Source organism: Streptomyces sp. NPDC050988 (genome assembly GCF_044456225.1).
In the GTDB taxonomy this organism is placed as follows: domain Bacteria; phylum Actinomycetota; class Actinomycetes; order Streptomycetales; family Streptomycetaceae; genus Streptomyces.
On the sequence record NZ_JBITFQ010000003.1, the window covers coordinates 488502 to 501590 of the forward strand.

General features: G+C 71.5%; 14 protein-coding genes and 1 riboswitch. Of the genes, 10 read left to right on the top strand and 4 right to left on the bottom strand.

The features are described 5' to 3' along the window. The first annotated feature begins 102 nt into the window (after positions 1-102). Positions 103-1179: an ABC transporter permease gene (locus ACIBEI_RS10430; protein WP_398887085.1), complete on the top strand. Its 1077-nt coding sequence runs from the start codon at positions 103-105 to the stop codon at positions 1177-1179. Positions 1180-1418: 239 nt separating this feature from the next. On the opposite strand, the gene ACIBEI_RS10435 is transcribed toward ACIBEI_RS10430, so the two are convergent. Beyond that, positions 1419-1709: a type II toxin-antitoxin system Phd/YefM family antitoxin gene (locus ACIBEI_RS10435; RefSeq protein ID WP_398887087.1), complete on the bottom strand. Its 291-nt coding sequence runs from the start codon at positions 1707-1709 to the stop codon at positions 1419-1421. A 69-nt stretch (positions 1710-1778) separates the two neighbouring features. Between ACIBEI_RS10435 and ACIBEI_RS10440 the strand changes: the two genes are divergently transcribed. The 4 genes from ACIBEI_RS10440 to ACIBEI_RS10455 all read left to right on the top strand — a co-directional run bounded on the left by ACIBEI_RS10440 (position 1779) and on the right by ACIBEI_RS10455 (position 4333). After that, the gene (locus tag ACIBEI_RS10440) at positions 1779-2414 is read left to right on the top strand and encodes an ATP-dependent Clp protease proteolytic subunit (protein ID WP_398887089.1); all 636 of its coding nucleotides are present in this window, start codon (positions 1779-1781) and stop codon (positions 2412-2414) included. 7 nt (positions 2415-2421) lie between these two features. Continuing rightward, on the top strand, positions 2422-2730 hold the full coding sequence (locus tag ACIBEI_RS10445) for a hypothetical protein (protein WP_189843834.1): 309 nt from the start codon (positions 2422-2424) through the stop codon (positions 2728-2730). Between the two features lie 338 nt (positions 2731-3068). Continuing rightward, a riboswitch (cyclic di-AMP (ydaO/yuaA leader) is annotated at positions 3069-3280 on the top strand. A gap of 3 nt (positions 3281-3283) precedes the next feature. Beyond that, positions 3284-3757 (top strand): C40 family peptidase, encoded by a 474-nt coding sequence (locus ACIBEI_RS10450; RefSeq protein ID WP_143643028.1) that lies wholly within the window; start codon positions 3284-3286, stop codon positions 3755-3757. A 90-nt stretch (positions 3758-3847) separates the two neighbouring features. Continuing rightward, positions 3848-4333: a DUF6328 family protein gene (locus ACIBEI_RS10455; RefSeq protein ID WP_398887091.1), complete on the top strand. Its 486-nt coding sequence runs from the start codon at positions 3848-3850 to the stop codon at positions 4331-4333. 91 nt (positions 4334-4424) lie between these two features. Here ACIBEI_RS10455 and ACIBEI_RS10460 read toward each other — a convergent pair whose 3' ends face one another. Further along, complete coding sequence (locus ACIBEI_RS10460; RefSeq protein WP_359840593.1) at positions 4425-4868, bottom strand: ATP-binding protein; 444 nt, start codon at positions 4866-4868, stop codon at positions 4425-4427. 263 nt (positions 4869-5131) lie between these two features. Here ACIBEI_RS10460 and ACIBEI_RS10465 point away from each other — a divergent pair, with 263 nt between their 5' ends. Next, on the top strand, positions 5132-5989 hold the full coding sequence (locus ACIBEI_RS10465; protein WP_398887093.1) for a helix-turn-helix domain-containing protein: 858 nt from the start codon (positions 5132-5134) through the stop codon (positions 5987-5989). 9 nt (positions 5990-5998) lie between these two features. Continuing rightward, positions 5999-6226: a DUF397 domain-containing protein gene (locus ACIBEI_RS10470; protein ID WP_398887095.1), complete on the top strand. Its 228-nt coding sequence runs from the start codon at positions 5999-6001 to the stop codon at positions 6224-6226. On the opposite strand, the gene ACIBEI_RS10475 is transcribed toward ACIBEI_RS10470, so the two are convergent. Then, positions 6207-7343 (bottom strand): 8-amino-7-oxononanoate synthase, encoded by a 1137-nt coding sequence (locus ACIBEI_RS10475; RefSeq protein ID WP_398887097.1) that lies wholly within the window; start codon positions 7341-7343, stop codon positions 6207-6209. The genes ACIBEI_RS10470 and ACIBEI_RS10475 overlap by 20 nt on opposite strands. A 212-nt stretch (positions 7344-7555) precedes the next feature. On the opposite strand from ACIBEI_RS10475, the gene bioB reads away from it, so the two are divergent. Genes bioB through bioD form a run of 3 tightly spaced genes read left to right on the top strand, consistent with a single transcriptional unit; the run spans position 7556 to position 10791 of the window. Further along, entirely contained in the window at positions 7556-8773 is a 1218-nt protein-coding gene (gene bioB, locus ACIBEI_RS10480) for a biotin synthase BioB (RefSeq protein ID WP_398887099.1), read from the top strand. Then, positions 8766-10079 (top strand): adenosylmethionine--8-amino-7-oxononanoate transaminase, encoded by a 1314-nt coding sequence (locus ACIBEI_RS10485; RefSeq protein ID WP_398887101.1) that lies wholly within the window; start codon positions 8766-8768, stop codon positions 10077-10079. Before bioB ends, ACIBEI_RS10485 begins: the two co-directional genes overlap by 8 nt. 1 nt (position 10080) lies before the next feature. After that, on the top strand, positions 10081-10791 hold the full coding sequence (gene bioD / locus ACIBEI_RS10490) for a dethiobiotin synthase (protein WP_398887103.1): 711 nt from the start codon (positions 10081-10083) through the stop codon (positions 10789-10791). A gap of 66 nt (positions 10792-10857) precedes the next feature. Here bioD and ACIBEI_RS10495 read toward each other — a convergent pair whose 3' ends face one another. Further along, positions 10858-13077: a LuxR C-terminal-related transcriptional regulator gene (locus ACIBEI_RS10495; protein WP_398887105.1), complete on the bottom strand. Its 2220-nt coding sequence runs from the start codon at positions 13075-13077 to the stop codon at positions 10858-10860. Between the last annotated feature and the right edge of the window lie 12 nt (positions 13078-13089).

The following is a 13089-nucleotide window of genomic DNA, read 5'->3' on the forward strand; positions in this document are numbered from 1 at the left end:
CCAGCAGGACAGTGGCGGAACAAGCAAAACGAACGATCCTTCTCTTTAACGGGACCGCTCACCCCACCCCATCCACATCCACACACCTCAAGGGAGGAGACCATGTCCGCCAAATCCGCTACGCACACCGGGACCGCCGCACCGCGCTCACCGCAGGCGTCACGGCCGTCACAGCCACCGCAGCAGCCGACCTCGTCGTCGCACGGCCGCCATGTCGTGGCCGTCGTCGTACTGGTGCCCGTACTGGTGGCTCTGGCCCTGTGGGCCTTCGCGTGGCCCGCGGCCCGTACCGCGCCGCGCGATCTGCCGCTCGGCGTGGCGGGCCCGGCGACAGCGGCCACCCAGGTCGAGAAGCAGCTCACAGAGCACAAGGGCGCCTTCGAGATCCACCGCTACGCCGACGAGGCCGCCGCCCGGGACGCCATCGAGGACCGGACCGTATACGGCGCGGTCGTCGTCACCGGGCAGGGGCCGAAGCTGCTGACCGCCTCGGCCGCGAGCCCCTTCGTGGCCCAGCTGCTCCAGCAGTCGGTGACCCAGCAGGCGGGCGGCGCCCAGGTGCGGACCGTCGACGTCGTACCAGCCGCCGAGGACGACCCGCGCGGCTCGGCCCTGACGTCGAGCGTGCTGCCACTGACGCTGGCGGGCATCGCCGCCGGAGCCGTCGTGACCCTGCTCGGGCTGCGCGGGCGGCGTTCGGTCGTCGCCCTGGTCGGCGCGTCCGCACTCGTCGGCCTGGTGGCGGCCGCGCTCGCCGGCAGCTGGCTCGGCGTCCTCACCGGGAACTGGTGGGCCCAGGCGGCCGCCCTGAGCCTGGCCACGCTGGCGGTCGGCGCCGCCGTCGCGGGTCTTGCGGCCCTGCTGGGCACCCCGGGCATCGGAGTGGGCGGGCTCGTCGTGATGCTGCTCGGCAACCCGTTCTCCGGCGCCGCCACGGCCCCCGAGATGCTGCCCGACCCGGTAGGGACGATCGGCCAGTGGCTGCCGCCGGGCGCCGGCGTCTCACTGCTCCGCTCGATCTCCTTCTTCGACGGAGCCGCCGCGTCCGGCCCGGCCCTCACCCTGACCTGGTGGGCCGCACTGGGACTCGGCGCGGTCCTCCTCGGCAGCGCACTCAAGCGCCGCAAGGACACCACGCCACCGGCCCTCACCGAACACGAGCCCGCCCCGGCGAACTGACCCACAAAGCCGACCGTGCACCCCTGAAGTAGCGGACAGGGGTGCACGGTCTTACGTGTTTACGGTCCTGCGCGTTTTACGGTCACACGCGTCCGGGGCGCCCGATCTTGCGCATTGGCTTGCCGAGCCTGGCAAGCGCAGCTCAACCCAACCCGCCCAGGGGCGCGGGGAACTGCGCGACAAGCCCCCACCCACCCGCACCCGGCAACGAACCGCAACCACCCACCCCCATAACCCACCTAAGACGCCCCCGGCCCCCGATGCTCCGCCGCGATCCCGAACCGCTGCCGTTCGCGAGGAGCGGAACCCACCTCCCGGACACTCGACACCGAACTGATCACCGGCGACTCCGCCTCCGCCTCGATCGCCGCGTCGAGTTTCTCGAGTCGCTCCAGGTCAGCCGCGGACACGAGAGCGACAAGCGGCTTCCCGTGCCGCGTCACGACGACGCGCTCACCGCCGTACACCACCCGGTTGATCAGGTCGGCGAGCTCAGCCCTGGCTTGCGTCACCGGAATCTCGTAGGCCATGCTCCCCATCATAACGTCATGTACGTCCTGTACATTTTTTACAGGACCTCTCCCGGAGGAGCGTGTGTCATGACCCGACCGTCCGCCCGCTATGTCCTGCCCGAGTTCACCGAACGCACCAGTTCGGGGAGCCGGACCATGGACCCATACTCGAAGCTGCTGGAGGAGCGGATCGTGTTCCTCGGGACGCCGATCGACGATGTGTCGGCGAACGACGTGATGGCCCAGTTCATGCACCTCGAGTACCAGGCGCCCGACAGGGACATCTCGCTCTACATCAATTCGCCCGGTGGCTCGTTCAGCGCGATGACGGCCGTCTACGACACGATGCAGTTCGTCAGCTGCGAGGTGGAGACCATCTGCCTGGGGCAGGCGGCGTCGGCCGCGGCGGTGCTGCTCGCGGCCGGCACACCGGGCAAGCGGTACGCGCTGCCGGGCGCCCGCGTGCTGATCCACCAGCCGTCGTTCTCCGAGCCCGTCCAGGGACAGGCGTCCGACCTGGCCATTCAGGCCGACGAGTTGATGCGTACCCGTGAGCAGTTGGAGGAGATGCTCGCCCGTCATTCGGGCCAGAGCCGGGAGCGGATCGGTGCGGACATCGAGCGGGACAAGATCCTGGACGCGCAGGCGGCACTGGAGTACGGACTGGTCGACCGGATCGTCGCGAGCCGGAAGTCCACCCAGAGTGCACCCGGCGCGAGGTGAGCGGCCGATGCTCCCACCCGAGTTGCCGCCGCTGCCGGCCCTGACGCGTGCCGAGGCCGAGCTGATCGACCGTTACCTCGAAGTGGTGGACCTGCTCGGCCGGATCAACCCGGCCCACTCCGGGGACACCTACCGGGGGTTGCGGGCCGCCCAGGCCCTGGTCGGCAAGGCTGCCGCGCTGCGTGACGCGCTGGCCCTGATGCACCAACGCGGCGAGCACGAGGTGCACGCGCCGACCCTGGCGCGGGCGCTGCGCGTCCTCGACGGTGAGCGCCGAGCGGGCCGGATCGCGCTACCGCCGCGCTCCGACAGCTGACGTACCGCCACCGACCCGGCGTCACGCAGGCATCTGACGGAACGTCCGGTTCAGGGTTCAAACGGACCGAAAGGTGTACCACCGAACAGCGTAGTCAGGGCTGCTTTTACAGGCCCGTGGAGGTTGCGCAACACGCGTAGCCTCCGTACGGAATAAGACGTTCCGGTGCTGGTACGAGGGTCGTCGACCCCCTCGACGCCCTCCCGTGGGAATGGCTGTCCACCCGAACGGGTGAGTGGTGAGTAAGCCCACAAATCGCCGATTCCGCTCGGCTTTTGGGACATCCGTGCGTCAAGATCCCTTCCGACGACAAGCCCCCGCCACAAGCGGCGGGGCGATCCGGGCGGACGCCGAGTCCTGCCGCCGCCCGGATGACCGGTCGACAGAAGTGGATCGGCAGGAGTGGAGGACCCAGGCACGACGGGTCGCCGGAACGGTCACGCCATGACCGGGCCGAGCAGCCCTTGGGGTGAAGCCGCGTCAGCGGCCGGGCAACTTCGCCAGCCCGAATCCGACAGGTCATCCTTCACAGGCGGCTGACGAAGGGTTGCGCATGACTGCGCTCAATCGTGTCCCGTCGCTGTTCAGCAGGGCCGGTACCGCATCGGCTCTCACCATCGCCGCTGTCGGCGGCGGCATCGTGGCCCCCGGATTCACGTCCGGCGCGGAAGCGGCCACACCCGCGACGAAGGCACTCCAGGTAGCAGCCTCGAAGAAGGGCTCCCCGTACAAGTACGGAGCCGTGGGGCCCAAGCGCTTCGACTGCTCCGGCCTCACGCTCTACTCGTTCAAGAAGGCGGGCAAGTCCCTGCCGCGTACGGCCGCCGCGCAGTACAACAAGACGAACCATGTCTCCGCTTCGAACCGCAAGCAGGGAGACCTGGTCTTCTTCCACTCGGGCCGGAACGTGTACCACGTCGGCATCTACGCCGGGAAGGGACGGATCTGGCACTCCCCGAAGACCGGGGAAGTGGTGAAGCTCCAGAAGATCTGGACGAAGAGCGTCTGGTACGGCCGGGTCAGGTGACCCGCCCAGGAGGTGGCCGCGGTGATCGCCGCGGCCACCTTCCGGGGCCCGGTGCGTGATATTCGCCGCAGAGTGGTTACTCCTTCACTTATGGGCGACCTTCATCACCACGAGGAGCGCAACGAGACACGGCTTGAGCGCGCCGACCGCAACTTCAACGAACTGCTCCAGGAACTGCGGGTCACGCAGACCGGGGTGCAGATCCTCTTCGCCTTCCTGCTCACCCTCGCGTTCACCCCGCGCTTCCCCTCCCTGGACTTGTTCCAGCGCACCACGTACGTCGTCACGCTGCTGCTCTCCGTACTGACAGCCGCCCTCTTCACCGCCCCCGCCGCGCTGCATCGCCGGCTCTTCCAGCAGGGCGCCAAGCCTCAGGTCGTGAAGGCGTCCTCGCATCTGGCCGAGATCGGGCTCGGAGTGCTCGCGCTCGCCCTCTCCGGTTCGGTCCTGCTCGTCGTGGACGTGGCGACGAGCCGGGCGGGCGGCATCGCGGCCGGTGCGACCACCCTGGTCGTCTGCGCGGGGCTGTGGGCGCTCATCCCCCACCTGATGCAGGGCTCCGCCGACGAGGACTAGCGGGCACCTTCGCGCCACCGGTGGTACGAGGACGAGCCCGACGCCGAGCAGGGCGAGCGCGGCACCGACCTCGACGGCGCGGGTACGGCGCTCAGTCCGCCGTCACGGGCTGCACCGGCGCCGTCCAGGGCAACATGATCGAGACCGTCTTGCCGCCCTCTCTGGTGGGCCGGACCGTCAGCTTGCCGCCGCACTCGGCCGTCAGCCAGCGGACGATCACCATGCCCCGGCCGTTGTCCTGCTGGACGGCCGCGGGCAAACGTTTCGGGAAGCGCGGGTGGCTGTCGGTCACGCCGATGCGCAGTTGTTCGTCGCGGTCGAGTTCGATGTCCACCGTGAAGGTGGGCGACTGCCCGAACGTGTGCTGTACGGCGTTGGTGGCGAGCTCCGAGACGATGAGCCGGACCGTGTCGGCCGCCTCCGTGTCGGATGGAAGTCCCCATTCGGCCAGCACGTTCATGACGTATGTGCGGGCGGCGTAGACCGAGGCGGGATCGCTCGGCAGAGTGACGGATGCTTCCTGGTGGTCTGCCATGGCGAGGTCGTCCCTTTCCCACGGGACCGGAGTCCGACACGAAGCGGATGACTTCGAGTACGGTCCCGGACTGGTGCTTGCGCCAGAGTGCCACTACCTCGGCGTTCGCGGTGCCGATCCACCGAGATATGCATATATCTGTCGCTCGAAGCGGTGAACTCTGCGACGGCCGACCGTATTTGGGCGGGGGGCCGGTTTGTCCTCTACGGTCGGCGTGACGCCGGACGATATAGCGCCGGCGCGACGGTCGGAAGGAGACGGCCATGCAGTACGGTCCCGCTGTGCGCCGCCGGAAGCTCGGTGCCGAACTGCGTGCCCTGCGTGCCCGTGCGGGCCTCAAGAGTGGCGAGGCGGCCCGGCTCGTCGGCTGGCACCAGTCGAAGGTGAGCCGGATCGAGACCGGCCACAGCGGGGTGAAGCCGGCGGACGTGGAGCTGCTGCTCGACGCCTACGAGGTCCGGGACGCGGAGCTGCGCGAGTTGCTCGTGGTGCTGGCGGGCTCCGACGACAACGGCCGGCACCACTGGTGGCACGCCTACCGGGGCCTTCTGCCGTCCACCTACAGCGACTTCATCAGCCTGGAGTCGCAGGCCAGCGTGATGCGCACGCTGGAGAACTCCGTCGTGCCGGGGCTTCTGCAGACGCCGGAGTACGCCCGCGAGGTGACCCGGGCGGCTGTGGACGGGGCGCCGGACGGCAAGGTCGACGCGTTGGTGGAGGTGCGCCTCGCCCGCCAGGACGTACTGCGTTCGAATCCACCGCTCCGACTGAGTGCGGTTCTCGACGAGGCGGCCCTACGACGAACGGTCGGCGGACCGGGGGTCATGGCACGGCAGTTGGAGCACCTCGGAGAGGCCGCGCAACTCCCTCACGTGCGGATTCAGGTGCTGCCGTTCGGAGTTGGAGCTCATGTCGGCGTGACAGGGCCCTTTGTTATTTTTTCGTTTCCGAGCACATCTGATCTGGATGTGGTTGTTCTAGACCACTTGACGAGTAGCCTCTATCTCGAACGGAAAGAAGACCTCCAGGCCTACAGCGAGGCCTTCGACTCCCTTCAGGTCCACGCCCTTTCGCCCGAGGAAACGTTGGATTTCATCGCCGGTGTAGCTCACGGCGCATAAGGAGGCACCATGCCCGCCCCCCTGCCTCGGTCCGTACCTTCGAGCACCCGTCTGCACGGTGTGCGGTGGCAGCGCAGCAGCCGCAGCACGGGAATGAACAACTGCGTCGAGACGGCCCGTCCGGGCTCCGGCCCATGGGCCGGACTGCTCGCGGTGCGCGACTCGAAGAACACGTCCGGTCCCGCCCTGGCCTTCGCCCCCGCAGCCTGGGAGGGCTTTATCGCCGCGCTTCGATGATCACGCGTACGGCACGGTCGAGTTGCCCGTCGGTGAGGTCCGCGCGGGCGGTGAGCCGCAGCCGTGAGATGCCGTCCGGCACCGACGGGGGACGGAAGCAGCCGACGGCGAGACCGGCCTCGCGGCAGTCCGCGGCCCAGCGCACGGCCCGCTCCGGGGAGGGTGCGCGCACGGAGACGACGGCGGCGTCCGGTCGTACGGCTTCGAGGCCCTCGGCCGTCAGCCGTTCGTGCAGGGTGGTCGCCACGCCACGCGCGCGCGTGGCCCGTTCCGGTTCCCTGCGCAGCAGACGCAGGGCCGCGAGGGCCGCGCCCGCCGCCGCGGGGGCCAGACCGGTGTCGAAGATGAAGGTACGGGCCGCGTTGACCAGATGGTCGATCACGTGGGCCGGTCCGAGGACGGCGCCGCCCTGGCTGCCGAGCGACTTCGACAGCGTGACGGTGGTGACCACGTCCGGCGCGCCCGCGAGGCCCACCGCGTGCGGAGCGCCCCGGCCGCCGTCACCGAGTACGCCGAGACCGTGCGCGTCGTCCACGAGCAGGGCGGCGCCGTACTCCCGGCAGGCGGCGGCGAGTCCGGTGAGCGGGGCCGCGTCGCCGTCGACCGAGAAGACCGTGTCGGAGACGACGACGGCGGGTCCGGCATGCGTGCCCAGCGCCTTGCGGACGGCGTCGGGGTCGGCGTGCGCGACGACCTGGGTGGTGCCGCGCGCGAGACGGCAGCCGTCGATCAGCGAGGCGTGGTTGCCCGCATCGGAGACGACGAGGGAGCCGTGCGGCGCCAGCGCGGTGACCGCGGCGAGGTTGGCCGCGTACCCCGAGGAGAAGACCAGCGCGGACTCGAACCCGCAGAATTCGGCCAGCTCGCGTTCGAGTTCCGCGTGCAGTTCCGTGGAGCCGCTGACGAGCCGGGAGCCGGTCGCTCCGGCGCCCCAGGCCCGCACGGCGCTCGCGGCCGCCTCGGTGACCTCGGGGTGCCTCGCCAGGCCCAGATAGTCGTTGCCCGCGAGATCGAGGAGCGGGGAGTCGGCGGGGCGGGGACGCAGGGTGCGGACGAGTCCGGCCCGGCGGCGCGCCCGCGCCTGCTCGTCGATCCACTCGAAAGGCGATCCCGACATATGTCCTCCGGGCCATGAGGTGAGGGTGTTCCATGGGGCGCCGACACATGACATTTCGCCCGGCCCGTCCCCACCTGCCTTTTGTAGGCAACGCACAGACCCTAGCCGGACCACCAGCCGCCCATGATGTGGCAATACCCACACGTCGAACGGCCTCCGTTGTCCGGTCCCTCCTTGGCCCGGCGCGGTCGGATAGGCCAGGATCGGACCTCATGGACCTGCTGAACACGCTGGTGGACAAGGGGCTTCGGCGAGAGCTGCCGACCCGCGAAGAGGCGCTGGCCGTACTGGCGACCTCAGACGACGAACTCCTCGATGTGGTGGCCGCGGCCGGCAAGGTGCGCCGGCAGTGGTTCGGCCGACGGGTGAAACTCAACTACCTGGTCAACCTGAAGTCGGGCCTGTGCCCGGAGGACTGCTCGTACTGCTCGCAGCGGCTCGGCTCCAAGGCCGGGATCCTGAAGTACACGTGGCTGAAACCCGACCAGGCCTCCGAGGCCGCGGCGGCCGGGCTCGCGGGCGGCGCGAAGCGGGTCTGCCTGGTGGCGAGCGGACGCGGTCCCACCGACCGTGACGTCGACCGGGTCTCGGACACCATCAAGGCCATCAAGGACCAGAACGAGGGCGTCGAGGTGTGCGCCTGCCTCGGGCTGCTCTCCGACGGCCAGGCCGAGCGGCTGCGCGAGGCGGGCGCGGACGCCTACAACCACAACCTCAACACGTCCGAGTCGACGTACGGGGACATCACGACCACCCACACGTACGCCGACCGCGTCGACACGGTCCAGAAGGCGCACGCCGCGGGCCTGTCCGCCTGCTCGGGGCTGATCGCGGGCATGGGCGAGAGCGACGAGGACCTCGTCGACGTCGTCTACTCGCTGCGCGCGCTCGACCCGGACTCGGTGCCGGTCAACTTCCTGATCCCGGTCGAGGGCACCCCGCTCGCCAAGGAGTGGAACCTCACGCCGCAGCGCTGTCTGCGGATCCTCGCGATGGTCCGCTTCGTCTGCCCGGACGTCGAGGTGCGGATCGCGGGCGGCCGCGAGGTCCATCTGCGCACGATGCAGCCCCTCGCCCTGAACCTGGCCAACTCGATCTTCCTCGGCGACTACCTGACCACCGAGGGCCAGGCCGGCAAGGCCGACCTGGAGATGATCGCGGACGCCGGGTTCGAGGTGGAGGGCACGGGCCAGGTGACGCTTCCGGAGCACCGGGTCACCGCGGACACCGGCGCGGGCTGCGGTTCCCACGCCGAGGCCGGGTGCGGCTCCCACGAGGGCGGCGGCTGCGGCCCGTGCGGCTCGACCGCCGACGAGCAGGCGCCCGCGGCGGCACGGGTCCCGGAGGCGGCCCGAGCCTCCGAGGCGCGTACGGACCTGGTCGCGGTACGCCGCCGGGGTGCCGGAACGGACCTCGCGCCCAATGCCTGACCCGCACGTGTCCGGCCTCTCCGTGCCCGAACTGCTGGAGCTCGACCGGCGGCACGTGTGGCACCCGTACGGGCCGATGCCGGGCCGGCAGGAACCGCTCGTCGTGGAGTCGGCGAGCGGGGTGCGGTTGCGGCTGTCCGGCACGGACGGCGAACCGGGTGAACCGGGCGAACTGATCGACGGCATGTCGTCCTGGTGGTCGGCGATCCACGGCTACAACCACCCCGCGCTCAACGAGGCGGCCCGCGACCAGCTCGGGCGGATGAGCCATGTGATGTTCGGCGGGCTCACGCACGAGCCCGCCGTACGACTGGCGAAACGCCTTGTCGACATGTCACCCGAAGGGCTTGAGCATGTCTTCCTGGCCGACTCCGGCTCGGTGTCCGTCGAGGTCGCGGTCAAGATGTGCCTCCAGCACTGGCGTTCCCTCGGCCGCCCGGGCAAGCGGCGCCTGCTGACCTGGCGCGGCGGCTACCACGGCGACACCTGGCAGCCCATGTCCGTGTGCGACCCCGAGGGCGGGATGCACGAGCTGTGGCAGGGCGTACTCCCGCGCCAGGTGTTCGCGGACCCGCCGCCGGTCGCGTACGAGGAGTCGTACGCGGACCAGCTGCGCGAGCTGATCGAGCGGCATGCGGACGAACTGGCCGCGGTGATCGTGGAGCCGGTGGTGCAGGGCGCGGGCGGGATGCGGTTCCACTCCCCCGCGTATCTGCGGGTGCTGCGCGAGGCGTGCGACGCGCACGACGTGCTGCTCGTGTTCGACGAGATCGCGACGGGCTTCGGCCGCACCGGCGCCATGTTCGCGGCGGAGCACGCGGCGGTGACGCCGGACGTGATGTGCGTGGGCAAGGCTCTGACCGGCGGCTATCTGACGATGGCGGCCACGCTCTGCACCGCGCGGGTCGCCGACGGGATCTCGCGGGGCGAGGTGCCGGTCCTCGCCCACGGCCCGACCTTCATGGGCAACCCGCTCGCCGCCGCCGTGGCCTGCGCCTCGATCGACCTGCTCCTCGGCCAGGACTGGCAGACCGAGGTCAAGCGCGTCGAGACCGGGCTGCGGGAGGGACTGGCTCCGGCGGCCGGGCTGCCGGGGGTCCGGGACGTACGCGTGCTCGGTGCCATCGGGGTCGTGCAGCTCGACCACGAGATCGACATGGCCGCGGCGACCCGGGCCGCGGTCCGCGAGGGCGTGTGGCTGCGACCGTTCCGGGACCTCGTCTACACGATGCCGCCGTACGTCACCGGGGACGCGGATCTGGCACGCATCACGGCCGCGGTGTGCGCGGCGGCTCGGGAGGGCTGACATGTCTTCGGTACTGGTGATCACGGGGACGGGCACGGAGGTCGGCAAGACGGTGACGACCGCGGCCGTCGCCGCGGCCGCTCTCGCGGCCGGGCGGTCCGTGGCCGTGCTCAAGCCCGCGCAGACCGGTGTCCTGCCGGGCGAGCGCGGGGACGCCGACGAGGTGGCCCGGCTCGCGGGCCCGGTGACGTCCGTCGAACTCGCCCGCTACCCCGAGCCGTTGGCTCCCGCCACGGCGGCCCGGCGCTCCGGTCTCGCGCCGGTGCGCCCGGCCGAAGTGGCGGAGGCGGCAGGCAAGTTGGCCGCCGAGCACGACCTCGTACTGGTCGAGGGAGCGGGCGGCCTCCTCGTACGGTTCGACGACGAGGGCAGCACACTCGCGGACGCGGCACGACTGCTGGACGCCCCCGTCTTGGTGGTCGCCTCGGCCGGACTCGGCACGCTCAACACGACGGAACTCACCGCCCGAGAACTGCGGACCCGCCGCCTCGACCTGCTGGGCGTCGTACTGGGCATCTGGCCGAACGAGCCGGATCTCGCCTCCCGTTGCAATCTGGCAGACCTTCCGGCGGTCGCCGAGGCACCCCTGTTGGGCGCGCTCCCCGAGGGCTGCAGTGGGCTCCCGGTGGCCGACTTCCGGGCCAAAGCAAGCAGTTGGCTCGCGGCCAGGCTTGGGGGAACGTGGAACGCGGAGACCTTCAGCGCCCCGTAAGGGGCGCGGGGAACTGCGCGACCAGCCACAACCGGCCCGCAGACAAAAAACGACACCCAGCGGAGCTCACTCCTCCGACGAAGCCAACAACCTCACCAACTCGATCCGCGACCGAATACCCAGCCGGTTGAACACCCCGCGCAGATGGTGATCGATCGTGCGCGGGCTGAGCACCAGACGGGACGCGATCTCCCGATTGGTCGCCCCGTCGGCGGCCATCCGGGCAACCGTCAGCTGCTGGGCGGTGAGCAGAGCGGCCAAGTCACGGGCCCCGCCCGGCGGTTGGGCGGGTTCACCCAGGGCACGGAGTTCTCCCCGGGCCTGCGCGGCACACTGCGGCGCGCCGAAGTGCAAGAACGCTTCGAGCGCGCTGTGCAGCCGGTCACGCGCCTCCGTACGGTTCCGCAGCCGACGCAACGCACCGCCGAACAGCAGCTCCGTACGGGCGCGTTCGAAGTCGCGGGTACCGCCGGCGTGCAGGTCGAGGGCGGTCCGGTAGTGCTCGACGGCCTCGGGCCCGGTGGCCAGCAGGGCGCGGCAACGGGCGCTGAGGGCAAGGTCGTCGGGGCTGCGGACGGCGCTCGCCCAGCGGTCGTAGTCGGCGTGGGCGGCCCGCGCGACGCGGGTGTCGCCGGTGCGGACGGCGGCTTCCACATAGTGCGGGGTGGCGAGATGGCGTACGGCCCGGTGCCCGTGCCCCGGGCCGAATCCGGCGAGAGCGCGCAGCCGGGACGCGGACGCCGCGTAACGGCCGGTGCTGAGGTCGAGGAAGGCGAGCGCCCACAGGGCCAGGGCGGCGGCGAGGCCGAGACCGCGCGCCAGGGCGTAGGTACGGGCCGCCTCGGCGCGGGCCCGGCAGACGTCCTCGTCGCCGGTGACGGCGGCGAACATGGCGAGGGCGGCCTGGAGATGGCAGGCCCCGTTGTCCTGCCCGGTGGCATACGCCTGGCGCAGGGCGTCCAGGGTGGCGGCGCCCGCGGCCCGTGGGCGGCCCGTCCAGAACTCGGCGTAGGCCCGGAACTCCATGGCCTGCGGGACGGTCATGGACTCGCCCCTGGCACGGGCGGAGGCGGCGGCGCGTACGGCCGCGGAGGCGGCGAGGGTGTGGTCGCCGAGCATCAGAGCGGCGATCGCGGAGTGGATCAGCGAGGTGGGGTCGCCACCGGGTCCGCAGCGCCCGGCGGCCGCTTTGAGGAGGTCGCGGGCATCCTCGTACCGCCCTTCGAACGCGGCGGCCAGTCCCCCGAGCGTGCCGGGTGACACGATCCCGTACCGGTCGGCGACGGCCGCGGCCTCCAGGCATCGGCGCAGGTCACCGGTGTAGACGGCGGCTTCGGTGGCACGTGCCACCAGATGCGCGGCGACGTCGGGGGCGGCCGGCACGGCAGGGCGTACGCCTCGGACCGCGCCCGCGCCCTCGATGAGCGCGCCGCCGACCGTGCGGTCGCCGTCGGCGCCTCTGCCGGGCTCACCGGCGAGTGCCCGCTCCCCCGACTCCACTCCGCGTACGGCCTCCGCGAGCAGCGCGTCGAAGGACTCCGTGGCGTTCCCCGCGCGTAGAGCGAGCAGTCCGCTCAGCCCGTCGACGTCGCCGTGGGCGGCGAGGCGGCGGGCCCGGTCGGCGTCGCCGGAGCGCCAGGCGTCGGCGGCGGCCCGGGCCAGCAGGCGGGGGCGTTCCCGCGGGTCGGGGGTCAGCACGGCGGCCCGTTCGAGGAGGGCGCAGGCCAGCGCGTGTTCGCCCGCGGCCCGGGCCTCGTGCGCCGACGCGCGCAGTTCCCCCGCGAGCCGTCGGCTGGGCCCGAGTGTGGCGGCGGCGCGGTGCCAGGACCGACGGGGCGCCTCGCCCTCGCCGCGGAGGACGCGGGCGAGCAGCCGATGGGTCTCGCGCCGGTCCAGGGCGGACGCGGTCTCGTAGGCGGCCATACGGGTCCACGGGTCCCGGAACACGACTCCGGCGGACGTCGGATGGGCGAATCCCGCCGCCTCGGCCTCGTCGAGGGGCCCGGTGTCCAGCCGGGCCGCGGTCACCGCGCGCTGGAAGGCGTGGGTGGCGAGGGGGTATTGGTCGGCAGCGGCGATCAGCAGGAGCCGCCGGGTGTCCGGCGGAAGGGCCCTGATCTCGCGCCGCTGGGACCGCAGCAGTCCGGGGGCGATGGCGACGGGCTCGGCCGGAAGCGGTTCCAGACCGGCCAGTTGGTGCTCGCTGAGCACGGCGGCGAGTTCCGCCGCCGCGCGCGGATCGCCGTGCACGGCACGCAGCACCCGGACCCGGACGCCTTCGGACATCGGGGTTCGCGG

Excerpts from the sequence above, each read along its gene's own strand:
- ACIBEI_RS10430 (WP_398887085.1), top strand. The coding sequence starts at position 103 with ATGTCCGCCAAATCCGCTACGCACACCGGGACCGCCGCACCGCGCTCA.
- ACIBEI_RS10435 (WP_398887087.1), bottom strand. The coding sequence starts at position 1,709 with ATGGCCTACGAGATTCCGGTGACGCAAGCCAGGGCTGAGCTCGCCGAC.
- ACIBEI_RS10440 (WP_398887089.1), top strand. The coding sequence starts at position 1,779 with ATGACCCGACCGTCCGCCCGCTATGTCCTGCCCGAGTTCACCGAACGC.
- ACIBEI_RS10445 (WP_189843834.1), top strand. The coding sequence starts at position 2,422 with ATGCTCCCACCCGAGTTGCCGCCGCTGCCGGCCCTGACGCGTGCCGAG.
- ACIBEI_RS10450 (WP_143643028.1), top strand. The coding sequence starts at position 3,284 with ATGACTGCGCTCAATCGTGTCCCGTCGCTGTTCAGCAGGGCCGGTACC.
- ACIBEI_RS10455 (WP_398887091.1), top strand. The coding sequence starts at position 3,848 with ATGGGCGACCTTCATCACCACGAGGAGCGCAACGAGACACGGCTTGAG.
- ACIBEI_RS10460 (WP_359840593.1), bottom strand. The coding sequence starts at position 4,868 with ATGGCAGACCACCAGGAAGCATCCGTCACTCTGCCGAGCGATCCCGCC.
- ACIBEI_RS10465 (WP_398887093.1), top strand. The coding sequence starts at position 5,132 with ATGCAGTACGGTCCCGCTGTGCGCCGCCGGAAGCTCGGTGCCGAACTG.
- ACIBEI_RS10470 (WP_398887095.1), top strand. The coding sequence starts at position 5,999 with ATGCCCGCCCCCCTGCCTCGGTCCGTACCTTCGAGCACCCGTCTGCAC.
- ACIBEI_RS10475 (WP_398887097.1), bottom strand. The coding sequence starts at position 7,343 with ATGTCGGGATCGCCTTTCGAGTGGATCGACGAGCAGGCGCGGGCGCGC.
- bioB (WP_398887099.1), top strand. The coding sequence starts at position 7,556 with ATGGACCTGCTGAACACGCTGGTGGACAAGGGGCTTCGGCGAGAGCTG.
- ACIBEI_RS10485 (WP_398887101.1), top strand. The coding sequence starts at position 8,766 with ATGCCTGACCCGCACGTGTCCGGCCTCTCCGTGCCCGAACTGCTGGAG.
- bioD (WP_398887103.1), top strand. The coding sequence starts at position 10,081 with ATGTCTTCGGTACTGGTGATCACGGGGACGGGCACGGAGGTCGGCAAG.
- ACIBEI_RS10495 (WP_398887105.1), bottom strand. The coding sequence starts at position 13,077 with ATGTCCGAAGGCGTCCGGGTCCGGGTGCTGCGTGCCGTGCACGGCGAT.